The organism is Noviherbaspirillum sp. FW303-A3 (assembly GCF_058788695.1).
Genome location: NZ_JBYTAZ010000001.1, coordinates 3,065,501 through 3,091,132, shown reverse-complemented (window position 1 = coordinate 3,091,132; position 25,632 = coordinate 3,065,501). Strand labels below are relative to the sequence as shown.

At 58.5% G+C, this 25,632-nt stretch carries 22 protein-coding genes and 1 pseudogene; 13 read left to right on the top strand and 10 right to left on the bottom strand.

Going from position 1 to position 25,632, the window contains the following annotated elements; translation table 11 throughout:
- Nucleotides 1–213: 213 nt before the first annotated feature.
- A pseudogene (locus AC3WOY_RS14890) lies at nucleotides 214–483 on the bottom strand (superoxide dismutase family protein); the annotation flags it as partial.
- A 560-nt stretch (nucleotides 484–1,043) separates the two neighbouring features.
- On the opposite strand from AC3WOY_RS14890, the gene AC3WOY_RS14885 reads away from it, so the two are divergent.
- Together AC3WOY_RS14885 and AC3WOY_RS14880 are read left to right on the top strand one after the other, a co-directional pair.
- On the top strand, nucleotides 1,044–2,225 hold the full coding sequence (locus AC3WOY_RS14885; protein WP_492425086.1) for a DUF6765 family protein: 1,182 nt from the start codon (nucleotides 1,044–1,046) through the stop codon (nucleotides 2,223–2,225).
- 262 nt (nucleotides 2,226–2,487) lie between these two features.
- On the top strand, nucleotides 2,488–3,552 hold the full coding sequence (locus tag AC3WOY_RS14880) for a GSU2403 family nucleotidyltransferase fold protein (protein ID WP_492425084.1): 1,065 nt from the start codon (nucleotides 2,488–2,490) through the stop codon (nucleotides 3,550–3,552).
- Nucleotides 3,553–3,691: 139 nt separating this feature from the next.
- Here AC3WOY_RS14880 and AC3WOY_RS14875 read toward each other — a convergent pair whose 3' ends face one another.
- Nucleotides 3,692–4,276 carry a superoxide dismutase family protein gene (locus AC3WOY_RS14875; RefSeq protein WP_492425082.1) on the bottom strand — a complete coding sequence of 195 codons (585 nt, stop codon included), beginning with the start codon at nucleotides 4,274–4,276 and terminating at the stop codon, nucleotides 3,692–3,694.
- 374 nt (nucleotides 4,277–4,650) lie between these two features.
- Here AC3WOY_RS14875 and AC3WOY_RS14870 point away from each other — a divergent pair, with 374 nt between their 5' ends.
- Complete coding sequence (locus AC3WOY_RS14870) at nucleotides 4,651–5,640, top strand: NAD(P)H-dependent flavin oxidoreductase (protein ID WP_492425080.1); 990 nt, start codon at nucleotides 4,651–4,653, stop codon at nucleotides 5,638–5,640.
- An 84-nt stretch (nucleotides 5,641–5,724) separates the two neighbouring features.
- The gene (locus AC3WOY_RS14865) at nucleotides 5,725–6,108 is read left to right on the top strand and encodes a cupin domain-containing protein (RefSeq protein ID WP_492425078.1); all 384 of its coding nucleotides are present in this window, start codon (nucleotides 5,725–5,727) and stop codon (nucleotides 6,106–6,108) included.
- 31 nt (nucleotides 6,109–6,139) lie between these two features.
- On the opposite strand, the gene AC3WOY_RS14860 is transcribed toward AC3WOY_RS14865, so the two are convergent.
- The 3 genes from AC3WOY_RS14860 to AC3WOY_RS14850 all read right to left on the bottom strand — a co-directional run bounded on the left by AC3WOY_RS14860 (nucleotide 6,140) and on the right by AC3WOY_RS14850 (nucleotide 8,360).
- Complete coding sequence (locus AC3WOY_RS14860) at nucleotides 6,140–6,673, bottom strand: hypothetical protein (protein ID WP_492425076.1); 534 nt, start codon at nucleotides 6,671–6,673, stop codon at nucleotides 6,140–6,142.
- Nucleotides 6,670–7,137, bottom strand: coding sequence for a hypothetical protein (locus AC3WOY_RS14855; protein WP_492425074.1), 468 nt, complete (start codon nucleotides 7,135–7,137; stop codon nucleotides 6,670–6,672). Before AC3WOY_RS14855 ends, AC3WOY_RS14860 begins: the two co-directional genes overlap by 4 nt.
- Nucleotides 7,138–7,487: 350 nt before the next feature.
- Nucleotides 7,488–8,360: an STAS-like domain-containing protein gene (locus AC3WOY_RS14850; protein ID WP_492425072.1), complete on the bottom strand. Its 873-nt coding sequence runs from the start codon at nucleotides 8,358–8,360 to the stop codon at nucleotides 7,488–7,490.
- A gap of 248 nt (nucleotides 8,361–8,608) precedes the next feature.
- On the opposite strand from AC3WOY_RS14850, the gene AC3WOY_RS14845 reads away from it, so the two are divergent.
- A protein-coding gene (locus AC3WOY_RS14845) for an IS5 family transposase (protein ID WP_492423889.1) occupies nucleotides 8,609–9,401 on the top strand; the annotation gives its coding sequence in 2 pieces (ribosomal slippage) (nucleotides 8,609–8,881 and nucleotides 8,883–9,401; 792 coding nt in all).
- A gap of 374 nt (nucleotides 9,402–9,775) precedes the next feature.
- On the opposite strand, the gene AC3WOY_RS14840 is transcribed toward AC3WOY_RS14845, so the two are convergent.
- The 5 genes from AC3WOY_RS14840 to AC3WOY_RS14820 form a co-directional block, all read right to left on the bottom strand.
- Entirely contained in the window at nucleotides 9,776–10,348 is a 573-nt protein-coding gene (locus AC3WOY_RS14840; RefSeq protein WP_492425070.1) for a hypothetical protein, read from the bottom strand.
- An 82-nt stretch (nucleotides 10,349–10,430) separates the two neighbouring features.
- On the bottom strand, nucleotides 10,431–10,790 hold the full coding sequence (locus AC3WOY_RS14835; protein ID WP_492425068.1) for a DUF6232 family protein: 360 nt from the start codon (nucleotides 10,788–10,790) through the stop codon (nucleotides 10,431–10,433).
- A gap of 101 nt (nucleotides 10,791–10,891) precedes the next feature.
- The gene (locus AC3WOY_RS14830) at nucleotides 10,892–11,251 is read right to left on the bottom strand and encodes a hypothetical protein (protein ID WP_492425066.1); all 360 of its coding nucleotides are present in this window, start codon (nucleotides 11,249–11,251) and stop codon (nucleotides 10,892–10,894) included.
- A 486-nt stretch (nucleotides 11,252–11,737) separates the two neighbouring features.
- Nucleotides 11,738–14,584 (bottom strand): adenosylcobalamin-dependent ribonucleoside-diphosphate reductase, encoded by a 2,847-nt coding sequence (locus tag AC3WOY_RS14825; protein ID WP_492425064.1) that lies wholly within the window; start codon nucleotides 14,582–14,584, stop codon nucleotides 11,738–11,740.
- 417 nt (nucleotides 14,585–15,001) lie between these two features.
- On the bottom strand, nucleotides 15,002–15,301 hold the full coding sequence (locus AC3WOY_RS14820; protein WP_492425062.1) for an EF-hand domain-containing protein: 300 nt from the start codon (nucleotides 15,299–15,301) through the stop codon (nucleotides 15,002–15,004).
- Between the two features lie 762 nt (nucleotides 15,302–16,063).
- Here AC3WOY_RS14820 and AC3WOY_RS14815 point away from each other — a divergent pair.
- The 8 genes from AC3WOY_RS14815 to AC3WOY_RS14780 all read left to right on the top strand — a co-directional run bounded on the left by AC3WOY_RS14815 (nucleotide 16,064) and on the right by AC3WOY_RS14780 (nucleotide 25,623).
- Entirely contained in the window at nucleotides 16,064–16,300 is a 237-nt protein-coding gene (locus AC3WOY_RS14815; RefSeq protein ID WP_492425060.1) for a hypothetical protein, read from the top strand.
- 360 nt (nucleotides 16,301–16,660) lie between these two features.
- Nucleotides 16,661–17,776 carry an NHL repeat-containing protein gene (locus tag AC3WOY_RS14810; protein WP_492425058.1) on the top strand — a complete coding sequence of 372 codons (1,116 nt, stop codon included), beginning with the start codon at nucleotides 16,661–16,663 and terminating at the stop codon, nucleotides 17,774–17,776.
- Nucleotides 17,777–17,847: 71 nt separating this feature from the next.
- Nucleotides 17,848–18,174: a hypothetical protein gene (locus AC3WOY_RS14805; RefSeq protein ID WP_492425056.1), complete on the top strand. Its 327-nt coding sequence runs from the start codon at nucleotides 17,848–17,850 to the stop codon at nucleotides 18,172–18,174.
- Nucleotides 18,175–18,176: 2 nt separating this feature from the next.
- Nucleotides 18,177–19,502 (top strand): LuxE/PaaK family acyltransferase, encoded by a 1,326-nt coding sequence (locus AC3WOY_RS14800; protein ID WP_492425054.1) that lies wholly within the window; start codon nucleotides 18,177–18,179, stop codon nucleotides 19,500–19,502.
- An 89-nt stretch (nucleotides 19,503–19,591) separates the two neighbouring features.
- A complete protein-coding gene (locus AC3WOY_RS14795; protein WP_492425052.1) occupies nucleotides 19,592–21,172 on the top strand; it encodes a B12-binding domain-containing radical SAM protein in 1,581 nt (526 codons plus the stop codon).
- Nucleotides 21,173–21,213: 41 nt separating this feature from the next.
- The gene (locus AC3WOY_RS14790) at nucleotides 21,214–23,781 is read left to right on the top strand and encodes a cytochrome c3 family protein (protein ID WP_492425050.1); all 2,568 of its coding nucleotides are present in this window, start codon (nucleotides 21,214–21,216) and stop codon (nucleotides 23,779–23,781) included.
- On the top strand, nucleotides 23,703–24,767 hold the full coding sequence (locus AC3WOY_RS14785; RefSeq protein ID WP_492425048.1) for a hypothetical protein: 1,065 nt from the start codon (nucleotides 23,703–23,705) through the stop codon (nucleotides 24,765–24,767). Before AC3WOY_RS14790 ends, AC3WOY_RS14785 begins: the two co-directional genes overlap by 79 nt.
- Entirely contained in the window at nucleotides 24,757–25,623 is an 867-nt protein-coding gene (locus tag AC3WOY_RS14780; protein ID WP_492425046.1) for a formylglycine-generating enzyme family protein, read from the top strand. Before AC3WOY_RS14785 ends, AC3WOY_RS14780 begins: the two co-directional genes overlap by 11 nt.
- Nucleotides 25,624–25,632: the final 9 nt, after the last annotated feature.

Genomic DNA, 25,632 nt, shown 5'->3' with positions numbered 1-25,632 from the left:
AGCCAGGCAAATCCGAAATCAGGGATTGCAACCACATGTCTGCGCGTTTGCCAGACCTGCCCGCTGCCCTGTGGCCTCGGGAAGCGCTCCTTATACGCCGGTTATGCGTTGCCATAAACGCCTTAACGCATAACCAAGGCCACCATGATTAAGACTGCCCGAACCCACCCATCACCTGTACGCCGGCCCGTCGTGCCGGGGCCGCGAACGTCATCACTCTTTTCCTGACTGCTTTTCCACCACCCCGCACGCGATCCTGGCGCCGGCGTCGCCTGTCGCCAGTGTCGTCGCGTCGGGCTCGGCGACCGCAAAGCGATCGGTATTGAACCGCGCTTGCGCGGTGCCGTCGGCATTCACCAGCAGGACAGGAAAATCGCCGCTGTGATCTTTATGGGTATGCGTGGTCAGATTGAAGTGACCGCCTGCCGACGTGAACGGCGCGACGCACTCGCCGACGGCATGCACATGGAACCCGTGAAAACCCGGCGCAAGGCGCGACGATCAGTCGCTGGAACATGGAAGTTCTTCATGTGGGGATTCTCCTCTTCTTTGGTTGCCAATCGGTTTGGCCCGCTCGTCCCGCCATCGAGACAGAGCGGAAGATGAAAGAGTATTCGCCATCAAGCACAGCAGGCGGCACCCGCAAAAGCTGGCTCGATCTTAATGAAGCCCCCACCGTGAACGTTTGATAAAGATCTATGAAATACAGCAGTCGATCCTCTATTGCCGCCGGCAATAATCGATGTGTTCTGCGGCGCACGATTCCCGTGGTCAGGTCTTGCACGAATACATCTGTTTTCAGTCCCTGGCTCCGGCTGCCCTCTCAAACGTGTGTTTGTGCAAGACGTGACCCCGAATGCATGCAAGTTCTTCAAGTGCACAAGCAGGGTTGATCGTGTCTCGGGATGCTTTCGTGCCAACTGCCCCCTATTACCCCAAATTCTGTAAGACGGATTCTTCCCATACATTCGGGATGGCTCAATTGGATAGAGCGCGGTTACGCTTGTTCACAAATAAATGAACCAACCGCTGAGGCAGCGAATATGCAAATCGACGCGCATCATGGAGCAACCTACGTAGCGGCTCGAGCTGCCGGCTTCGATCATGCAGAGGCTGAAACGATAGCCTACGCAGCGCAGTATGTTGACGACGCAACCAATGACGGACTGGTTCAGTTTGAAAACAGCGAGTACATGTATGCGCGAATTGCTTCAGCGCACAAGATGATTGACTACAACAACTTCTCTGAGGTGAAGAATCATCTTGCCTGGTTGCCGTTTCACTTCCTTCCGGGCAATGGAGGACTTCCAGCAGGAGAAGATCCGGAGGGAAGCGAATTAGAAAAATTGATCTGTAGACCAGATAGCTACGTGGCGCGTGACATGCTTCGCATTGCGATGCGGGACAAAGGCACACGCCGTGCACTACATCGCCTGGGGATTGCCATGCACGTTTACGCGGATACGTTCGCGCACCAGGGATTCGTCGGAGCCCTATGTCAGGCAAATCAAACGTCCAGTCTAACGAGCGGCAATCCGGAGACGGACAAGAAAATTCAATCCATTACAAAAAAAGAGCTCATTAGAAAAATCCGCAGCGATCCCAAAGGCACGCTGCAGGTCGCCTTGGATGCGATAAAACTCATGATTACGCAACGGAAGTTGCCTATTCAATTCATCAGGAGCTTCTTGAAAAGCGATCCACTCGGTCACGCCGGCGCTGACGTTTACCCCGATCAGCCTTACCTGACCTGGAGTTACGAAGACTGGAAGAAAAATCTGATCGAGAGGAATAACCCCTCCTTGTTCATGCAAGCAATGAACATGATGGTAAAAGCCATGCGGGCGTGGCAGACCGGCGACGAATCCATGAATCTGGATTCCTACGACGGGCTGAATTCGGCAGATGCAAATGTAATGGAGACGCTGTTCAGGCAGTTACAAAACCCTGATGGCGATGCGCGACATGCAAGCTGGCTGGCGGCTATCGAACGCGGTGACTTTAGCTTCGGCAAGGAAAGGCTGAAGTACATTGGTAAAGGCAATGGAAGCTGGAAACACAGGGCTCTTGGAACGAAAAATGCCGTGGATAAAAAGGACGAGATTTTTCCGTACTCTCCCGCATTCCTTACTAGCGACTGGAAGTGCTTTCATGATGCGCTGCAAGCACACAGGAGTGATGTCGTACATAACATCTTGCCGCGATACGGGATATGCGCGGCATGAGGTTTGTCTCGTTCATTACAGCACCACAGTACAACGGCGCTTTTCCTGAAATAGTGATTGATGTTGCATTTTCAGTGAACGGGCTGGATGATTTTCAGTTCTTGCATGAACACTTCTGTTTTCTAGACCCTGATTCCAGTTTTCCCCCATAAATGTGATCGTGCAAGACCTGCCCCCTAGCACGCCTGAGACCAGCATTTATGTAGCTATACGTTGATATCAATTTTTCAACGTATAACTTCTGCCGCCCGTGGTACACTCATTGTTATACGTTATTTTCCGAAACGAACGTATAACAAAGATTGCCATGATCAAAAGACTCCCCGAATCTACCCAGCAACTGTACGCCGAACTTCTCCAGAAGGTCGCCGCAAGCCCTCTCGCCGGTCTTTCCGGCGGCACGTTCGTATCCAAGGTCGTGAAGGGATCCAGGTATTGGTACTACCAGGTGAGCACTGCCAAAGGGCAGGTACAGAGATACATTGGACGCGAATCGGACACACTCCTTGCGCGGATACAAGAAGCCAAGGCAGCCATCGCAGAGAACCAGCCGATTCTTGACGAGCGCCGCCGTCTCGTGGCGATGCTGATCGCCGGCGGCGCAATTTCCGAGAAGGGGCGCCCAGGCAAAATTCTGCAAGGAATGGCGGACGCCGGCCTGTTCGTTTCGGGAGGCGTGCTTGTCGGTTCGTTCGCGTTTGCATCCTACGCCAACATGCTCGGCGTACATCTGGACGACGCTCTTCGTCGCACGGAGGACATGGACTTTTCTGTCGACCGTGAGATGGAAGTCGGAATCGTGCGGGAGTTGAAGGACGATCTGGTTGCGGCAGTCCCCGACATCAAGACGCCGCGACAACTCAATCCATGGGTGGTGCCGTTCAACATGCTCACGCCTGACGGGTTCCAGGTCGAATTTCTCACCACGAAAAACGCCCCCGATGAAAAGGCGCCAATCGAGATCGCGCGATTCGGTGTACACGCCCAGCCGCTCGAATACATGGACTACCTGATCGACGATCCACAGCCCGCAGTGATCTTGTATGGCGCCGGAGTCCCTGTCGTCGTTCCGAATCCTGCGCGCTATGCGTTGCACAAGCTTGCGGTATCGACCCGGCGCCCGATCGGCAGTCAAGCGAAGAGCAGGAAGGACAAGGCGCAAGCTGAACGGTTGATTGCCGTGCTGGCCGAAGATAATCCGGGCGCCTTGATGCTGGCCGCAGAAGCGGCGGCACAACGCGCCGATCATCTGGCAGATCAGATGCGCCGAGGTGCGGCGGGCTTGCCTGATGACGTGAAAGATCACGTGATGCGTTTTCTTGGCTGATCATGTCTGGAAATCGAGCACTCGTAATGGATTCACGATTTCAACTCTCAGACGGGTCAGGTCGAAAATTGCGCATTAATATCGAGCCTGCCCCCCTATACGCACGCCCCAGCCTGCCGTGCCGGGGCCGCGAACATCATCACTCTTTTCCTGACTGCTTTTCCACCACCCCGCACGCGATCCTGGCGCCGGCGTCGCCTGTCGCCAGTGTCGTCGCGTCGGGCTCGGCGACATACCGGGTTGGGATGTTTGCGTAGTTGTCAGGGCTTGCGTGGATGATGATCGCGCTGCCGTCCGCGTCGAAGAGATCGGCGACCGCGAAGCGATCGGTATTGAACCGCGCTTGGGCGGTGCCGTCGGCATTCACCAGCAAGACAGGAAAATCGCCGCTGTGATCTTTATGGGTGTGCGTGGTCAGATTGAAGTGACCGCCTGCCGACGTGAACGGCGCGACGCACTCGCCGACGGCATGCACATGGAACCCGTGAAAACCCGGCGGAAGGTCATGGACTTGCGCCTGGACGGACACGCTGCCGTTTCCTTCCTGAGTGAGCCGCACTTTGCCCACCTGGTTGCCGGCCGTGTTATACAGCTTCGCGTCCGCGCCGGGTTTCTGTGCCATTGCAGGAGCAGACAGTGCCGCGAGCGAGGCGATCACGATCAACGCTGCACCCGTCCGGCGCAAGGCGCGACGATCAGTCGCTGGAACATGGAAGTTCTTCATGTGGGGATTCTCCTCTTCTTTGGTTGCCAATCGGTTTGGCCCGCTCGTTCTGCAATCGAGACGGAGCGGAAGATGAAAGCGTGTTCGCTATCAGGCACAGCAGGCGGCACCCGCAAAAGCTGGCTCGATCTTAATGAAGCCCCCACCGTGAACGTTTGATAAAGATCTATGAAATACAGCAGTCGATCCTCTATTGCCACCGACAATAATCGACGTATTCTGCGACGCAAGATCCACACGGCAATTTCACATTCTCGAAGGGAAGGCGTTCCGACGAACAAGCGCGCGGCCCCCATTTCTATCCCCGGGACAACTTTCGCATTCCTCCTTTCCGTGCACTATGCTTCAGGAACAAGAACCGGGATGGAGGCACTATGGCGATCACAACCGCACTAACGGAATTGCTCCGGATTTCCCATCCCGTTCTCCTCGCACCGATGGACCTCGTATCCGATGCCCGCTTGACGAAAGCGGTATCGTCCGCCGGCGGTCTCGGACTTCTCGGCGGCGGATATGGCGACGAGCAGTGGCTGGCGAGGGAGCTCGACCTGCTGGCCGAGTCCGGCATGCGGTACGGCGTCGGCTTCATCACATGGAGCATGGCCCGAAATCCCAGGCTGCTGGACCTCGCGCTGGAGCGCAAGCCCGCGGCGGTCATGCTTTCCTTCGGTGACGTACGTCCGTTTGTTGACCCGATCAAGCGCGCCGGCGCACTACTGATCTGCCAGATCCAATCCCTTGCCATGGCCAGGGAGGCGATCGACTGCGGCGCGGACATCCTGGTCGCGCAGGGGACCGAAGCGGGCGGCCACGGCGCATCGCGGGGACTGATGACGCTCCTGCCCGAGGTCGTGGACGCTGCGGGAGACAAGGTTCCGGTGGTTGCCGCCGGCGGCATTGCGGATGGACGCGGGCTGGCTGCGGCACTCATGCTGGGTGCGTCGGGCGTCCTGATGGGCACGCGATTCTACGCCACCCAGGAAGCCGCTTCGGTGCAGGCGGCCAAGGAACGGGTATGTGCCGCGACCGGCGATGACACCTTGCGCAGCATCGTCTTCGACATCTCCCGTCGCAATGTCTGGCCGGCGCCATTCACCGGCCGCTGCCTGCGCAATGCGCATCTTGACCGCTGGTTCGGACGGGAGATTGAACTGCTCCGGCACCAGGAAATGGAAGCGGCACGATATGCACAAGCGCGCACTGCAGGCGACTTCGAGATCGCGGCAGTCATCGCGGGAGAAGCCTCGGGACTGATTCACGATGTTCCGTCGGCGCGGGACGTCGTTGAGAACATCGTCCGTGATGCATCGGCGCTGTTGTCGCGCCGTGCGCGCCAACTGGCGCCGGACGCAAGCCCCGGCTGAATCGCCACCGGACAGCGCGCCGACCATCTTTCGACAGTGCGCCCGGCATGCGTTCATTACGCCAGATTGACGCAGGAGGAAAAGATGTCCGCAGACTTGTCATTCTCCCGTCTCGTGCCGGAAGCTGACGGCGGCTCGCGATTCGAGCCGATTGCGATTCCGCTCACGCTTCAACAATTCGCACCGCCGGCACAACCGTTCAGCGTCTCGCCGTTATCCCCGGCCACGCAATGCGGCTTCCTGCAGGTCCCGGCCGGCTGGTGCGGTGAAAGGCATCCGTCGCCGATCCGCATGTGGATCTTTGTTCTGGATGGGGAGATGGTGTTTGAGGCTGGTAACGGGGACACGAGGACGATTTCAACAGGCAGTGCCTTGCTGCTGGAAGACACAGTCGGTCGCGGACATGTCAGTCGGGTAGTGAGCCAGCATCCTGCCACGCTGGCGGTGATCCGGCTTCCCGAGGTGTGATGCGGAAGTGGACCTTCCCCCCGAACTTCGATTATTTCACGCCTGCTCCTAGAAGGGAGATGATTGCCGCAATGTTCGCATCACCGGGATAGTCCCTGCTCAATCTTTGAGCAAGATCGATCGGCGTCATGCCCGCAGCATCAGCGACCTGGATGCTTGCACCATGTTTCAGCAAGAGTGCAACCTTGTCCGGCGCCCTCTCTGCGACAAAGCCGTGTAATGCCGTCCATCCCCTTGTATCGAGGTCACGCGCGTTGATATCGACGCCATTGGCAAGAAAGACGGTCAGCATGCGCTCGGCCATTTCGGGCTGTGCCAATCCGGCGGGCAAGCGAGCGCCCGCCTGCAGGTTCAGCTCGCCGATCTGTTCTTCCGAGAGCGCCACATGGCGAAGCACCTGTTCGCATGTCCACGCGCGCCAGTTCGCTTCGGTTTCTACGCATGCAAGAAGCAGAGAGGGACTTTGCTTCGTCATTGAATGGACGATTGATCCGTACATCACAGCAAGCGTTACTGTGACGAGCGCCGCGAAAGGCACGATAAGCTTTCGAATGGCAACCATCATGCCCACACCAATTCCACACGTTGGCGGGCAACGAAAAGCGGCGACATATTTCGCTTCAACGCAATACCAGTTTGAATCGCGTCCATGCGATGTTTCAGATGCAGTGACAGGCTGCGACGGACGGATTCATAGATTTTGACGTCGTCGAGGTCATGACGTTTTGTGTGTTGCCACCAGTGCCGCGCAAAGTTGCGCGCCAACTTCTTCGCCAGGTCCTTGATGCCGGATCCAGGCCGTGCAACGGTCCGTCCCAGCGCGTCGAGGAATCCCATCGCATATGAACCCTCGATGGCGGCCATCAGTGCTGCCTGCGCCAGGCGACGAGCCTCGTTATCGATCTCCAGTTCCGAGATATCCGGGGCCCGGCCGGGCCAGAAGAAGACGAGTATCTGCCTCGTCTCGTGCTCGTTGTAGATCAACTCGTGATCGGCAAGATCGGGGATCTTCAGCAGGATACTTCCCATGTCTGCGCTCTCCTGATTATCAAAGATGGAACTGGTTTAATTTGACGACCCGGCGCCACACGTGCAGTCACCTCGCTCCGGAAAGAGCCATTTTTCGCTCAAGGCTAAGCGGTGAAGATTGCGATGCGTGCGGCGACGTATAATCAGGCCGAAAATTGCAATTATGGCAATTCCAGCGTTATCACGCCAGTAGAATTGGCCGGCGAAGGATTGACACCCGACGGCATCAGGGTAGGAAGCGGGTGAAGGCGCACTGCGCAAAAAGCGCGCAATGAATCATAGGTCTTGAATAAAACATCCCCTTGAGGACATATGGGACGAAAGTTTGTTTTCGCAGCCCTGACAACCAATTAACCCAACCCCGTTGCGGAGCGCTGAGTAATTGCACGGTCGACAAGGCTACGGACGGTATGCTCGATATTGGTTATAACGATGCGTTGCATAAATGCAAGCGGTCCTAGTTGGACAAATAGCTTTCCGAAAACTTCGTCAGCAAAACTGCTTGATACAAGAGGAATTCCAGCACAGTCAATTACGATTCTTTGCGATGGGCACATGTGGAGCAAGTTTTGGAGTTTATTTCGGACAGGAGTTCCAGATGCTCTGCTCCCAAACGTTTTTGCCTCTTCGTGAAGCGGGAAGATGAGGTCTTGATTCGCAGCTTGCTCGTACTTCAACTCCACAAAATCAACTGGCGCGTGTTTCTTTCCAGCGAAGCGTAGAGCCTCTTCAAGCAGCTTCGGACTGGAACAATCAATCTGGGCGATGACTACGGTTCCTTCGACTGGAATTGCTTCGTTTCGTATAGATAGGCCAGCGTTATGCGCGTAGAAAAGTTTTGCATGACCAGATTCAATCTGAAAGCGACCACCGCTGTGACTGCAAATCTCGTAGCTTCCGAAGAGGCCATTTCCTTGTCCAATCGATGGGTCGCGTGTAACACCCTCTCGAATTGCGAAATCCAAAGCCTCCGTGTCGGAATGAATATCTTGGTGACCGGAACGAAGAGTTGCCGGGATTCCGAGTCCGGCATCGGCCACAATATATTCGACTCGTTTTTGGTTACGCGAAAATGTTGACACTTGAACCAATCCGCCGATCGGGGACTCTGCATGGACAATTACGTTGTCTGTAACCTCATTAATTGACCATTCGAGGGCAGCAAAATCTGATCGTTCCAGTTCCGGGATTGCTCCAAGGATTGCATTAACGATACGGTTCACCGCTTTACTCTGTTCATCAGGATTTTTGAACTGTGTAGCGGCAACCTGCGTGTGTCCTCGAAAAGATGACTCAGAATACCGGCGCGGCTCGATGAAATGAGCCCAATTAGCATTCCGAAAGAGCCTCGCAAGTGCATTACTCGTCGGCAAGACTAGTTCGAAATCAATTCGATTCTCTCTGAGCCTTAGAACCTGTTCAGTGTCTTTGAATCAAACGCTGCAGAAGCGATGGATGCGGAGCAGCGACCATGGGACGAAAAGATTATCCGAGCGATATCAGCCGAGACCAGTTTGAGGTGATCCGGCCGATGCTGGAGGGCGCGAAGCACCGGACAGCGCCAAGGCGTGTGGATTTGTATGACGTGTTCTGTGCGATCTTGTATCTGCTCAAAAACGGTTGTACCTGGCGCGCGATCCCAGGCGATTTCCCGGGTTGGAATATCGTGCGCTATTACTTCGATCATTGGACAGTCGGTACGATTGACGGCTTCAGCTTGTTTGAGCAAGCGTTAAAAAAAACTGGTCAAGCAAGAGCGTATCGAGAATGGACGCGCAGAAAAGACCAGCTTTTGCATTCTGGACGCGCAAAGCGTGAAGAACACGGACACGGCGCAGGCCAAAGGCTATGACGCGGGTAAGAAGGTATCGGGAATCAAGCGACATCTGGCGGTCGACACACAAGGGCTACCGCATGCGATCGACGTGACGACAGCTGATGTGACCGACCGCAACGGCGCCTTACTCATGTTATTGCTGAACGAGGACATGCTGTCAGAGGTGAAAAATCTCCTGGTCGACGGTGCCTATACCGGCGATCGATTCGCAGAGTTGGCGTGGAAGATCCTGGGTGCAAAGGTGGAGGTGGTCAAGCGAAGCGAGCTGCATAAGTTCGTCGTCATTCCGAAGCGCTGGGTTGTCGAGCGATCATTCGCATGGCTGGAGAAATGCCGGCGACTATGGAAGAACTGCGAACGCAAGCTGGAAACAAGCTTACAGTTCGTCGTGCTCGCGTTCCTCGCATTGTTATTACGGAGACACTGAACAGGTTCTTAGCACTTGGGCACATAGCGCGAGCATCGGGCCAGCGAACGCCGCGGTGCAATTTGAGAAATCAAGAACTAGATCTTGATAGCCGGCAGTAACTCCTTGATGGATGCAAGCAAGCGGGCGATGCAAATCCGCGCTCCCAAACTCTCCTCCAAAACTTATTCGATTATTGTCACGTGCGACCGGCATATGCGCTATTCCTACGACCTCAACTAGACCTAAATAGATATTCTTACATCTAGACTTTTCGAATGCTAACTTAGAGCCTGTAACCAGAGCCGGGATAAGGCCTTGCACGCCAACATCTGATCAGTTGCAAGACCTGATTCCGCCTTTTTGCTTTTCTTGTTCCCCTATTTCTACGCAAGTTATGAATCACGCCATTTCCTTACATCTGTCATAAACCACTCGAGCATCTGCAAGTGATTAAGGTTTGTAGCTTCGTTACCCATACTTCGACGTATTTGAAGAAGGAAATTACCCAGCAATGACATCAGCATTTTCAGGTTTTTTTCCGACGTGTCAGGATTGTCTCCCTGAGCGTAGAGATGCTGGAACAAATCGTTGTAGGCAAAAACAACTTCATCTGACCCAACTAGAGAAAGCTTAAAAGCACATTTTCTATACTCTAAAGACAGCATCTTCCCGATTGCGACGTCGCTCTTGTCTTTACCTTTGTTCTGCTTGTCGTGCTGCCAAGCCACATCAGTCATCAACAAAATAATAAATGGTTCAAGGATATAGTTATAGATGCTAATACGGTCTTCTCGGAGCTTGTCTTCCAACTCAAGCCGACGATCCAAACGTCGACGAAGGCGCCAACCAATCGCTGTCAGGCCAAGAACGAGAATCGGCGTTGCAATTGCCCCGATTGCAGCTATGTAATCTAACCAGTGTTTTTCAGTCACCATAATTTCGTCACACGGGGTTAGGTCTTGCATAAACACGTTGGCGTGGTTGCGAGACCCAAAACCGTTTCGCTCGCTCGGTCCTCAACTCAAGGGGGAGCACTTCGTCTCCATACTAGCCGCGATGAACTATCGCGTTATTCAGCGCCGTGACTATTTTTTGGAGGTATTCCTTTTGATGAGTCTTCAAGGCGCTAGTCTCACCTCCTGCGGTGTGCAGCATCACGTGATAAACGGTCTTTTGCATAGCCAGCCAACAAACTCCGATTACAGAGAGAACCAAAGCTCCATAGGCACCACTCAATGCGGGCAAGGCACCAAAAATTACGAGCAGAATGGGAAGAATGCGTTTCGGCCTTTGTTCGAGTGGTTTTACCGACGTTATGTTATTCATCGCAAAGGTCTGACCATCAACGATAAACCGGCTGTTTGTAACACGGACGCCTTCGTACTCAAAAAACGTAGTTTCATTCATATAAAACTCCCTTATCCACCGGTCTGGGCTCAGGCCTTCCAGTCAGGCAGAGGTGTCTGTGCTAAGCATCGCGCAAAAATAGCTTGCGCGACGCCGACGTGTTATTTCACAAGGTCAGAATTAATGACTCGCGTAACGAAGTTTTCCAAGGTAACGCGAATCGCTTTCTGGGTTGCCTTGGCCAGAATATCTGCTCCGACAGCGCATTCTCCGTCGGTTGTTTCCGTTCCGTAGCCGCGGACGGTAGTGCTAACCAAGTCCTTTCCATCCGGTGCAACTGCCGAGGTTCTCATAGCCATTTCAACACTTGCATCCGCCGTCGCAGAGAAAAAGCCGGGAGTAAAACGCAGCTTCGGGCTGAATTCATCAAGAGCGAACACGTATACGTGACCGTCTTTTTGCGCCTCATTCCGGCTCGGAACGCTAACAACTTCCTTATATGCCGCTTCCATGGTCTTCATGATGGATGACTTTACGGCGGGACCAGCCTGGAGTGGGTAGGAGTGGGCGCCGCATACGTGGCCTGACTTCACGGTCGGTTCAAGCACCTCAAGATCTCTTGCGACCACTACGTACGCCTTCCCGGCGCGGACCTTATCGGTCCTGATTTCATACGCTGCGGACGTACTGCTTACACTGGCTTGGTGTGCACAGCCGGATGCCAGAACAGCCAAAAGGACCACGCTTAGTTTTTTCATTTTGTTTCTCCCCAGTTGATTGTCGGCAATTACATCGTAAATTTAACGTTCTGGCATGCCATGTTCAGGGGAAGAGTTTCTCTTACGCGAATCGTGCACAAGTAGATCGAAGATTAGTTAGCCTTTTTGCCGTCAAGTAGTTGGAGTCAGGTCTCGCAATTCCACATTTCGCTTGAGCGAGAAGTTTGGCAACCGAAAAGAAAAAGGGCCGCAGATTGCTGCAGCCCTTTCTATCAGATAGTTCCTATATTAACCACAAGCCCCAATCGCCCCACAAGCCGTACAAAACTCACACCCATCCTTCTTGATAACCGTGGTATTGCCACACTCGCGGCACAGCTTGCCGTGGATGGTCGGCGCCGGCTTGGCCGAATGCGCAGCAGGCTCATCCGTCACCACACCCATCGCCTTCACCGGCATCCCCTCTTCCGTCAGGATGCCCAGCATCGCATAACGATGGATCACCAGCTGCGCAATGTACGCCACCGTCGACGGATAGCTAGCCTGCTTCTCGCTACCCGGCACACGCGCCAGGAAGTCACCGCGCGGCTCTGCGTAATTGAGCAGCTTGCGCAGCTTCATGCCGATCCACGCCGGATCGACCACGCGCATGTCGTGCGACAGCAGCTTGCACAGGCCGTCGAGGGTGTGCGGGTGGCCGCCGGTCAGCCACATGCTGTACGGACGGCGGGTGCCGTCGGGCATCTGGAGTTCCTTCAGCATGAGCACGAAGTCGTCTTCGGTGGACGGGTTGCGCACGTCAGCCACCCATGCCAGCGTGCCATCGGTGCCGGTCTTGGGCTCGTGCGGGGCGAACAGGGCGTCGAGCACCGGGGTCGGGTCGTTGTCCTGCTTGTCGAGGGCGCCGAGCTGGTTGTAGCGGAACTCGACGAGCTTGGCGAATGCAGCCGTCGCGCTCGGGACCTGCACGATCTGGCCGGTGGGCGGCATCGGCATGTCGAAGGCGTCGCCGTAGGCGGAAGCCAGCAGCGCGAGGCGGCGGCGCAGCCAGCCGCGGTCGTTGGCGCGCATGTCGGTGGAGAGCGTCTTCGCAACCGCGTCGAGGCCGCGCGGGGGCTGGCCGCCGAGGACCCAGACTTCGAAGGGCACGCCGCCCTTGTCGCTCACCGCGACGGCGAATTCGCCTTGCGGGGTGTCGATGATTTCGCTGATCCATGCGGACGCGCCTGCGGGCAGGCCCGGACGCGACGGCCAGCGCAGCGAGGCCATCGGGGGCGCCATGGCGAGGTCTTTGAGCACGAGGCGCTTGTCCTGTTCGGACAATTGCATCGGTTGCGGGTTGGTGCTGGCGGTGGGGACGGAGAGCACCGCGCCGAGCACGCCGTTGGGGCGGTAGGTGGTGATGCCCTTGAGGCCCTGGCGCCAGGCTTCCATGTAGAGGTCCTTGAATTCCTCGTACGGGTAGTCTTCCGGCACGTTGACGGTCTTGGAGATCGCGGCGTCGATGTAGGGGGCGACGGCGGCGACCATCAGCATGTGGTTGATGGCGGAGATGTCCAGCGCGGAGACGAAGGCTTCCGGCAGGTTGTTGGTGTCGTTGCCGAGCGCGCGGTAGACGCGGTAGGCGTGGTCTTCCACCGTGTAGTCCTTCTTGGTGCCGTCGGGCATGCGCTTGGTGCGGTTGTAGAACCAGGAGAATGCGGGTTCGATACCATTCGATGCGTTGTCCGCGAAGGCGAGCGAGATGGTGCCGGTCGGTGCGATCGAGGTCAGGTGCGAGTTGCGGATGCCGTGCTTGGCGATCTTGGCTTTCAGGCCTTCCGGCAGGCGGGAGGCGAAGCCGGCGGCGAGGTACTTGTCGGCGTCGAACAGCGGGAAGGCGCCGCGCTCCTGCGCGAGTTCGACCGAGCTCTCGTACGCTGCGTCGCGCATCACGCGCGAGATGTTGGCGGCCAGCATGCGGCCTTCTTCGGTGTCGTAGCGCACGCCGAGCATGATGAGCGCATCGCCGAGGCCGGTGTAGCCAAGGCCGAGGCGGCGCTTGGCGTCGGCTTCGCGCGCCTGTTCGGGCAGCGGCCACTTGGTGGCGATCAGGACGTTGTCGAGCATGCGCACGCCGAGCTTGGTGACCTTGGCGAGCAGGTCGAAGTCGAACCTGGCTTCGGCCGAGAACGGCTTTTCGACGTAGGCGGTGAGGTTGAGCGAGCCGAGGCAGCAGCAGCCGTAGTCCGGCAGCGGCTGTTCGCCGCAGGGGTTGGTCGCTTCGATGTATTCGGCGTAGGAAAGGTTGTTTTCCTGGTTGATGCGGTCGAGGTAGAGCACGCCGGGTTCGGCGGCGTTGTAGGTGCTCTGCATGATCAGGTCCCAGATCAGGCGGGCTTGCACCTTCTTGTACACCCACTTGCCGTCGTCGCGCAGGTAGGCGCCCTTGGACTTGAGGTCGGCATTCGGTTCGACCTTGTGCGCGAGTTCGAACTCGCCGTCGCTTTCCACCGCGCGCATGAAGGCGTCGGTCACGCCGACGGAGACGTTGAAATTGTTGAGCTGTCCCTTTTCCTGCTTGACGGTGATGAAGTCGACGATGTCCGGGTGCTCGACGTTGAGCACGGCCATCTGCGCGCCGCGGCGTGCGCCGGCGGATTCGACGGTTTCGCAGGAGCGGTCGAAGACCTTCATGTAGGAGATCGGGCCGGAGGCGGAGCTGCCGGTGCCCTTGACCATCGCGCCCTTGGGACGGATGGCGGAGAAGTTGTAGCCGACGCCGCCGCCGCGACGCATCGTTTCCGCGGCTTGCGCGAGCGCGGTGTAGATGCCGGGCTTGCCGGCGACGTCTTCGGTGATGGAGTCGCCGACCGGCTGCACGAAGCAGTTGATCAGCGTGGTCTGCAGGCCGGTGCCCGCGGCGCTCGATACGCGGCCGGCGGGGATGAAGCCGTTCTGCATCGCCCAGAGGAATTCTTCTGCGTATTTTTTACGCAGCTTGGGCGATTCGATCTCGGCAAGCGCCCTGGATACGCGGGTGATGACCTGTTCGATCGAGGTCTCGTCGCCTTTTGCGTATTTCTCGATCAACACTTCGGTGGAGATGTCTTGCGGCTCCGCGAGTGCGATGACGGCGCTTTCCAGTTTATGCATGAATGGACTCCCTTTTAGCCTTTGGCTATCTGTCTGTAATGGTTGTGGTGGTGTGTTCGGGCATGGCCGCGTGAATGTTACGCGGCGGCTTGCGGGGGTGCTGCTTGGGCCAGGACGGTATGGAGGGTCGAAAGCAGGGATGCGTTCATGGTTTCTCTTGGTCCTGGATTGAAGGGGCAGCAGGCTGCTCGGCTATGGGGAAAAACGGTCCCGATGGCGGCTGGCCATCGAGGATTCTAGCGATCCGCAAAACGCCCACACCTTGACCTGGATCAAGTATTTCCGGGTCGAATTGATATGCGTCTAACCGCCGGGAAAAGGAGGTTAATTTGCGGGTTTTTTTGTGTTGGATTTTGGCGGCTGGTTCGGATGGACCGCCCAAAGATGTCAACGGTCTGATGCAGCCCGGAGGACCGCTTACTCCTTCTTCCAGCGGTTGTGTCCGACAAACTCTTCCCATGTGAGCAGGCCGTCCTTGTCCTTGTCGTAGCGGTCGAAGTGCTCGGCCACATAAGGCAACGACGCAGCCGCCTCCTCTTTCGAGATCCGCTCGTCCTTGTTGGCGTCGGCGCCGTTGAACTTGTCCTGCGCCTGCTTGTGCGCGAGGCGTGCCATGTCGCCCTTGCGTCCGTCCTGGTCGAGCTTGGGGACAACGGTTTGCGCATGCGCGAAGTTCGCTGCAGCGAGGAGGACGAACAGGAGGGAGAGGGATTTCATGGCGCTTTCCTTGGATCAACCAGCATATCCTAACGGGCATTGCAAGCCGTGCCCAAGCATCTGGATCAAACCGGCAAAAAAAAACCCGCTGCCTTGCGGTAGCGGGTTAAATCCAATTCTAGGAGAGTTGGAGGAGACAGTTGAACTATAGTCCTCCATGAATGCAGTGTCTGCTTTATTGTCGTGATAACCGATATACAAGGATGTTATATCAGGAGAAATATTGCATCCCCTTCGGGGCATGACGGCTTGCAAGGTCAAGCTTGGCGCGGCGATGTCAACGGTGCCAATGGAAAAGCCCGCTCGGCTTTTGGCCAAGCGGGCTTTATTTGTCTCCTGCCCGTCATCCTGTGATGGATTTTTTTTGGAACGGGAATCTTACACCGAAGCACCTGAAATTGGTCAATGTACAAGCAGCGACCGTTGCGCCGGCGCAGTTGACAGGCGGAAAAAAGCCCGCTCGGGGCGGGCTTGGGATCTGAATACAAGAGTAGATTCCTGGAGCCCTTACCTATCTGGAAAGTGGTCCAGTTGATGAATCTGCTCTTGTATTCGCACGCTGTTTCGTGTGCGCATGAGGAGACTATATGCGTTTACCGCGCAGCGCGCAACTCAACGATCCTCAAAAAAGCGGCATATTTTCAATGCTGTATCGCGTTTTATCCATGTCGTTTATCAAGTAACAAGCACGCGCGCAGGAACATGGAAAACCTGGCAAGTTTTCGGTTGTCCAATGCGCATGTCCGTCCACCGGGAGCCGCCATGCCGACCTTCGTCCAGCACAACAACATCAATATCGTGACGCTGTATCGTGACGATGAAATCGCGGAGCACTGCCAGCCGGGCGACGTGGTGCTCAAGCAGGAAGGCGATCACTGGATGACGTATGAAGTGCGCGCCAACGGACAGGTAGCCGCAGCGGGCTTTCCGTGCGAAAGCTACGACAAGGCAATGGAAGCGGCGAAGACTGCCGCGGACAATCCGGATCGCCTGAAATGACACACCGCATTTCTCCAAATCGGGAATAAAACATAGTTTTCCCATTTGCGAATTGATATGGAATAGGAAATTCCAAAGTCATCGCAACTTGCCTCTCAGCATTGCATTTGCCTCCCACATAATCCCATCCGACTACAAAGGTTTTGAAACAGGTCCGGTACCAGTTCCAAGCTGAACCGGAATGCCTGTCGGGTGCGCTGGTCCATCGCTCCGCAACAGGCCGGACCGCACATGAGGCAAAGGGAAACAGACATGCATCGACGGCCATGCGCGGCGGCACGCCTGCGAAGTGTATCGACTGCGGAAAAAGCAAGCTGCGCACAGGCGCCGGCACATGCATATCGTTGATAGGCAGGTGCGATGCCTTTCCCGAGTTTCCCATCCTCGCTGCGCGTCATTGCGATCGCCCTGCTTGCCGCGACATTATCCGGATGCGCCGGCAATCAAATTCGCGGCCACTTCAGCTACGACATTCGTCCGTTAGGTCAACGCAGCGAACTTGTCTGGCCGCAGCCGCCGGAGAAGGCGCGATTCCGTTACGTTGGCGAATTGGCGGGTGCGCCAAACTTCGACAATTCCGGCGGCCGTGAAGTGACTTTCATGTCCGCCATGATGTGGGTTGCCGGCCTGTTTGAAAACGACGACAAGCTGATGCTGCGCCAACCCCAGCATGGGATGACCGATGACAAGGGCCGCGTGTACGTCACCGACCCGGGTCACAACGCGGTTCTCATATTCGACCCGAATCCACCACCAGACAATCCGACGGACAAGAGCGGCGGCCAGCTGATCGTCTGGAGCGCGCTGAAGGACGACCTGCGCCTGGCCGCGCCAGTGGGCGTGACGTCAGTGTGGAATGGCGACATTGCCGTGTCTGACGCACAGCAGGCTGCTGTATTCCGGCTGAACAGCAAGGGCGAACTGTCCGGCGTGATGGGCGACGGCCACCTGAAGCGGCCAACCGGGCTGGCATACGACCCCGAGCGTAGATTGCTTTTCGTTGCCGATACGGTCGCGCACGATGTGAAGGTCTACGACGAAACCGGCCAGTTGGTAAACACCATAGGCAGCCCGAGCGAGAGTGTCATTCACCTGAACGCGCCTACGCACCTCTCCTTTTCCGATCGCCTTCTGTACGTGACCGATACCTACAACAGCCGCATCCAGGTGTTCGACACCGAAGGCAATCTGGTGCGCAGCTTCGGCGAACGCGGCCTTTACGTTGGCAACCTCGCACGCCCTAAAGGCATCGCGGTCAGCAACGGCATCGTCTATGTCGTCGAGTCCTACTTCGGTTACATGCTTACGTTCAACGACAACGGCGAACTGCTTCTCGGGATGAACGGAACCGGGCAGGAAGGCGACCGCTTCTTCCTGCCTTCCGGTGTGTGGACCGACAACAAGGGAAAAGTTTACCTGGCGGACACGTTCAACAGTCGCGTCGTCGTATTCGAATTCCTTGGCGACAAGAACTGACGCACGCCTTGGCCAACAGATTTTGCAATCCGCCCGGCAGTGTGCCGTGCAAAAGACATGGAGTGTTATCGATGAAACCCTGGCTTATCCTCATCAATGATTTCTGCCACGACCTGTTCACCGGATTGTGGTTCGGCAGCTTCGTCACGCTGCTCGTGCTGCGCAACAAGGTGGGCGATCCCGCCCTTCTCCACGAGCTGAACTACACCTTCACCATCCTGTGCCTGTCCTCGCTGATCGCCATCATGCTGTCGGGGATCTTCCGCTTCTTCTATTACCGCGACTGGGACAGCAAGGACATGGCGGGCATCAAGAAGCGTCTTCTGAAGATCAAGCACGCGCTGCTCGGCAGTTCCATGCTGGGCGGGACCGGCCTGGTCATCTTCTGGGCGCTGTGACCATGAACGGCCCAATGGATGCGGGACTGGCGGAGCGGCTCAGGCTCGCCGAGCGGGTGCGGGAAATGTTCGCGTCGGGCGTCGATGGCGACCCGGCTCCCTTCGAACAGCTCGCACTGGATACGTTTGCCTATCAATACCGGCATAACCTGCCCTACCGCTCCTACTGCAATGCACTCGGCAAATACCCTGATGTGATCGGTCGCTGGCAGGACATTCCCGCCTTCCCGACCGACAGCTTCAAGACGGAACTGGTCACCTCCTTCCCCTTCGACGAGGCGGTGATGGCCAACCTCACCAGCGGCACCACGGCGATCGTGCGCGGGCAGATCTTCCGCGACGAGATCGGCCGCGAGCTGGTGCTGGATGCGAACCGCATCATGACCGGCGCCTGGCTGTTCCCGGATTTCGCCAAGGGCGAACGCTGCCGCGTGCTGATCCTGGCGCCGAGCCCGGAGATGGCGCCGTCGATGGGCATGGCGGTCGGCATGGACGAGACGCGCCGCCTGTTCGGCACGCCCGACAGCCGCTTCCTGCTCAGCCACAGCGGTATCGACGTCGGCGCACTGGTGCAGGCGCTGACCGAATCGGAAGCCGGCGGCGTGCCGGTGGCGATGATCGGCTCGACCTCGGCCTTCGTGTTCTTCTTCAACGCCTGCAAGAAGCGCGGCGTGTCCTTCCACCTGCCGGCGGGCAGCCGCATCGGCGACGGCGGCGGCTATCGCGGACGCTTCGGCGAAATGACGCAGGAAGACTACCTGCGCCTTGCGTATGAAGTGCTTGGCGTCCCGGCCACGCATTGCGTCAACGTGCTGGGCATGGCGGAAAGCGCGACCGGCTATTTCGACAACACGCTGCGGCGCGCGGTCAAGGGATTGCCGCCGGCAAAGCGCATGCGGCAGAACCCGCCGTGGACGCGCACGGTTGCTGTCAGCCTCGACACGCTGGAGCCGCTGCCTGCGGGCGAGGTCGGACTGCTGCGGCATTACGACGTGGCGAACCTGCCGACGGTACTGGCGGTGCAGACGGACAACCTGGGCTTTTGCGACGAGCAGGGCAACTTCCAGATCGTGGGCCGCGCTCAGCGTGACGCGAGCGGGAAGGTGTCGGCGATGCCGAGCGAACGCACGGTCGGGCCGATGGGCGACAAGCGGATCTTCCGCTTCCTCGAAGCGTATGTGAATTTTTCGATCCGTTTCAAGTCCGGACTGCTCAAGCCGCGCACGCCGATGGTGCCGCCCGCGTGTCCCTGCGGCGAGCTGGCGGATTCGGCGATTGAAGAGACGACGGAAGAACAACTGACGGCAGCGATGGCGGTACGGTCGTAGGGTGCGCCTCGCGCACCGAGAACGAAACGTCCGCCGTGGATGGTGCGCAAGGCGCACCCTACGCCAGCAATACAAAGAATGCAGAGAACATGAGCCTCATCGAACAACCGATCAGCTTCGTGCGCCGGCCACAGCCGGGCGCCGAGCGCAAGCAGTCCCCCAAGAAGGTCAAGCGCGTCGCGCTGGTGACCGCGCCCTACCATTCCGGCGTGGTCGAATCCGCCGGCACCTGGCTGAACCTCGGCTTCGTCTATGTCGCCGGCGCGCTGCGCGAAGCGGGTTACGAAGTCGATTACTACGATGCCATGGCGCTGTGGCACGACCAGGACCAGATCCGCAAGCGGCTGGAAGACTTCAAGCCGGACGCGGTGGCGTCTTCCGCTTTCACCGCTGCCGTGTTCGCTGCCATCGGCGTGCTGCGCCTGGCGAAGACGATCAATCCGGAAACCGTCACGCTGATCGGCAACGTGCATGCGACCTTCTGCTATGACGAGATGCTGCAGGCCGATCATGACGTGATCGACTTCGTCGTGCGCGGCGAAGGCGAGCATACGCTGGTCAAGCTGCTCGACTGCCTGAACGCCGGCGACGATCCGGCGAAGGTGAACGGCCTGGCTTTCTGGCGCGACGGCGGCGTGGTGACCACGCAGGCGGCGCCGATGATCTGCGACCTCGACGCGCTGCCTACCGCATGGGATCTGGTCGAATGGCCGATCTACAAGTACCGCGCGAAGAACGATGCGCGGCTGGCCATCGTGTCGTCGTCGCGCGGCTGCACGCAGAACTGCTCGTTCTGCTCGCAAAAGCTGTTCTGGCAGCGCGGCTGGCGTACCCGCAGCCCGGAAGCCTTCGTCGCCGAGCTGGAAATGCTGCACCAGAAATACGGCGTGCAGGTGGCGATGCTGGCCGATGAAACGCCGACCATGGACCGCGCGCGCTGGGAAAGGATCCTCGACCTGATGATCGAGCGCAAGCCGGGGGTGAAGCTGCTGATGGAAACCCGCGTGGTGGACATCGTGCGCGACGAAGACATCATGGACAAGTACCGCCTCGCGGGCGTGGAACACATCTATGTCGGCGTGGAAGCGGGCGACCAGGCGACGCTCAACCTGTTCCGGAAAGGGACCAAGGTGGCGCAGTCGCGCAAGGCGATCGACCTGATCAACCAGGCGGACATCGTGTCGGAAACCTCCTTCGTGCTCGGCATGCCGACGGATACCAAGGAGTCCATCGCCAACACGGTGGAGCTGGCCAAGATGTACAACCCGGACATGGCCTTCTTCCTTGCCATCGCGCCGTGGCCGTACGCGGACCTGTATCCGGAACTGAAGGATTACGTCGTCACGCGCGACTACAGCAAGTACAACCTGGTGCAGCCGGTGCTCAAGCCGACCGGCATGACGGTCGAGGAAGTGGAGAAGGAACTGGCGATGGCATCGAAGAAGTTCTTCATGCACAAGTTCGAGAACATCGAAAAGCTGTCGCCGTGGAAGCAGGAATTCATGCTGTCGGTATTCGACATCCTGATGAATCATTCCTACCTGTCGCACCAGATGAAGGACATGGCGACGCAGAGCAAGAAGATGCCGGAGTCGGTCCGCAACATGATCAAAAACGTCAAGGCGGCCAAGCGCGCATTGTCAAACGAACCGATCGCGCCACTGCCGTAAGAACACAGCGTCACCCGACAAGAAGAAAACATGGGGCAACAATGACAAAAAGCTGGAAGGAAAGGAAATCTGCACTTGCGACGGCGCTGCATGCAGGTATGGTCATGCTCGCAGCCGGCATACTGGCCTCCGCCGCCGCAGCGCCGGTGTCGGATGTGCGCAACACACCGCACAACCTGTCACGCACCGGACCGAACAGTTTGGCGAGCAATCCACTCTCCAACGTGCGAGCCCCGGCGGACGGCGAAACCGCTGTCTGCGCGTTCTGCCACACGCCCCATGCGGCCACTTCGTCCGTCAAGGGACCTCTCTGGAATCGCAATGCCTCGGGGGCTCTCTATACACGCTACACCTCGTCGTCGATGGACGCGAACTACATTCTTGAGGGTTTCAGCAACCAGCCGCTTGGCAGTTCCGTTCTCTGTCTTTCCTGCCATGACGGCATGCTGGCGCTAGGCAACGTGAACATGCTGCGCGGCGCGAGCCGCACCATCCAGCTCGACAACACCGAAGGCGGTAAAATGCCGTCCGGTCCGCAGGGCGCGCTGAGCGGCTTCACCCGCCAGGTTGGCACCGACCTGACCAACGACCATCCGATTTCGTTCACCTACAGCGATGCCCTCGCCGCGCAGGACAGCGAGCTGACACGTCTGACAGGCAACACACCGGCGGCGCGCGATGTCATCACCGGCAACGTCCTGGGCATCCGGAGCAACGGCTACAAGCCGCTCCTTCCGCTGGAACCGACCGGCACCAATGGTGCCGGCCAGGTCCAGTGCGGCACCTGCCATGATCCGCACCTGTGGACGTCGGACAGGCTCAACAAATTTCTAAGAGCAAATCGCTTCCAGCAAACGACGCCGACCGGCTTGCCCTTCAACGAAAACACCGACCAGATCTGCCTCGCATGCCATCCGAAAATGAATCGGACATGGTCCGAATCGGCACATGCCAATCCGATCGTCGCGGACGAAGCCTACATCGACGCGGCGGCCGTCCGCCGCAACTTCCCCACGGGAACGAAGGTATGGCAGGCAGCCTGCCTGAACTGCCACGACACCCACTCGGCTCAAGGCACGCGACGTCTGCTGCGTGAAGGCGTGCAGAGCGACACGGCCGGCACCGGCGCCGGCACTTACCGCGTGGGTTCGGCCATCACTCCGGCCGACACCACATCGTCGATCGAGAACACCTGTTACCAGTGCCATGATCTGTCGACCAGTGCGACGCGGGTGATCGGCACCACAGCGAACAGCACCGTACCTGACATCAAGACCGAGTTCAACCGCGCAATCCGCATGCCGATCTCCACCGTCGAACAGCTGCGCAACAAGCGCGAGGTGCACGACATCGTCGACTCCGACTTCATGGAGTCGCCTGAATTGCTGGGCAAGAACAACCCGGAAAACCGGCATGTCGAATGCACCGATTGCCACAACCCTCATCGCGTGCGGCGCGCCAGCAAGTTCTACGGCACGTCTGCGCCAACGGGCGACGGCGCCCTGCGTACGCACGTTGCAGGTGGTACGAAGACAGTAGACATCAAGGGTGCGGACGGCAATGTCGCATCGGGCGTGCTACGCGGCACGTGGGGTGTCGAACCGGTATTCGGACCGACCACTTCCACCTGGCCGCAACTGCCTGCCCAGTACGTCGTCAAGAAAGGCGATCCAGGCTTGGACCTTTCGTACGACAGGAACAAGACCTACCTGACGCGCGAGTACCAGCTTTGCTTCAAGTGCCATTCCAACTACTCCAACAGCGACGACATGCGTTCCTTTCCTCCGCTGGGCAACACGCTTGGCGGCACCTTCGGATCGGGCGCGCAGCGCAACTACCTGACTCGCTATACCAACGTAGCCGCAGAGTTCGGATCGGTGCGCGCCACAGATCCGCCGACGAGCGGCACCGACCAGGGCGAAGTCGGCAACGACTCCCGCTTCACGCCGAACGGATCGCCCCCTTCGGCGGGAGACAACAATCACCGTTCCTGGCATCCGGTGATGTGGCCGACAGGCCGCACCAGCCATGAACGGACCGGCAGCGCAACAACCGACTTCACGAATATCCGCGCGCCGTTCAACACGGTGGCGTACGTCGGCTACCAGACCATGCATTGCTCGGATTGCCACGGTGATCCCGGATCGTGGACGCAGAACACCGGGCCGACGGCGGGCGTCACCCAGGGACCGCACGGCTCGTCGAAGAAGTATTTGCTCAAGGGTGACTGGAACATCGGCGAGCGCGGAAACACGCCATCCAGCCCGGGCTTCTGCGGCAACTGCCACAATCCGACCGGCGGCAATGGCGGCTTCCGCAATGGCGATGCCAGCCATAGCTTCAGCGACAAGAGCGGTGCGCCCTGCAACTTCTGCCATATCGCAGTACCGCACGGATGGAAAAACAAGGCGTTTCTTGTCAATCTGAACTGCGTCGGCACCGAAGCGGGCCTGGCGCCGGGCTGCACCTCGGTGCCGACCAATTACACCGTTCCGCCCTATTACGTCAGTGCACGACTGAAGGTCACGACATGGCGAACAAGCAGTACCTGGCAGGAAACGAGCTGCTTCGATGGCAGCGGCGGCATGAGCGCGGCTTGCGGGAACTGACGATCATGGGATGGCGGCTTGCGGCAGGCATCAAGGCGTTGGCGTCGCCGCGCCTGATGGTGGCATTTTTCCTGCTCATGGCGATATCGGCGCTGGGCGTGTCTTACGGGGTGCTCGCGGCCACGCCGGCTGCGTTGGTGCCGCTGGGCCTGCTGACGGTCAACCTGACCGCCTCGATCGCAAGCAATGCGCGTTTCCGAGCGGACCTGCCGCTGCTGGTGTTTCACGTGTCGCTTCTGGCGTTCATCGCCTTGCTCGCGGTTGCACGCCTGACCTACTTCGAAGGCGCGGCAAAGGTCTCGGTGGGCGAACGCTTTGCCGGCGATTTTTACAAGGAGGAACAAGGCGCCTTGCATGGAAATGGCGCACGCGCACTGCGTTTTTCCAACGACGGCTTTGTCGAGGCGTTCCCGGAACGGAACAAGTACCGCTCCACCCGCAACAAGGTGCGCTTTTCAGATGCCGGCGGAACAATGCATGAGGGCGAGATCGGCGACGACCGGCCTCTCGTGCTGAACGGCTACCGCATCTACACCTCGCGCAATCGCGGTTTTGTACCGGCCGTGCAATGGGCTGCGCAGGACGGCACCATTCATTTCGCCGCGCTGCAGCTCGGCGCGGCAGGCGAGGACGGCTTCACGCCAGGCAGGCAGTGGTCGATCCCGTCCGGCCCCGAGGTCTGGCTATCCCTGTCCACCGAGCCGATGCCTGCCGCACCTGGGACCCAGCGGACCAACCTGGGCGCAAAGGAGGCGCACAACAAGCTGGTCCTGAACCACGATGAACGCTTTCACGAGCTGCGCCTTGGCGAGAGTGTGGACCTGCCGGGCGGCAGGCTGAGCTACACCGGCCTGAGCGCATGGATGGGCTACAGCATCATTTACGATCCAACCACACCATGGCTGACCGCCACCATCAGCATTGCGATCGCCAGCCTGGTGTGGTTCTACGCGCAACGGTTATGGAGAACCTGGGATGAGGACTGAACGGAAAATGACGGACAAGGCGGGAATTGCGTGGAAGAGGCTGGCGGCATTTTCCTGCGCCATTGCCAGCAACATCGCTGCTGCTGCTCCACAGGCGTTGCCGGCGTGGACGGAGCCGATGACGGGCATCGTATTCGTTGCCCTTCCCAAGGGGTGCTTCCAGATGGGGACGGCGCAGCGCGTCGAAGCAGACTTCGACAGCCATTGGGAGCGGATCGGCTACAAGGGCCATCTCGCCGAGGACGAGATGCCGCGGCACGAAGCCTGTGTCGACGCGTTCTGGATGGCAAAGACAGAAGTCAGCCAGGCGGACTGGCACAAGGTGATGGGCGGGGATGTGCCTGCCGACGGCGGCCGTCGGGCAAAGGTCGGCGTGACGTGGACGCAGGCAACCCAGTTCGCGGAACGCCTGTCGGCGCAAACGGGCGGCAAGGTTCGCTTCCGCCTGCCCACGGAGGCCGAATGGGAGTATGCGTGCCGCGCTGGAACCAAAGGCGACGACGCCGCCAAGGACATGGACGAAGTGACCGCCTATCTGGCACGCAGCGCGTGGTATGCGGGCTCGCCCAAACGGAGTTACGAAGCACTGGAAGTCGGCGTCCTGGAAGCCAATGCATTCGGACTGCACGACATGCTGGGCAATGCGTGGGAATGGACGCAGGACAGCTACCAGCCTGACGCCTACGCGCGCCATGCGCTGTTCAACCCCAGGACAGAGGCGGGGAATACGTTACGCGTCCTGCGCGGAGGCAGCTTCCGGACAGAACAGAGGCAGGTGCGGTGCGCCATGCGCGGCCGCTACGACCCGGCGGCGACGATGGACAACATCGGCCTGCGCCTGGTGCGCGAACGATAGAGGAGAAAC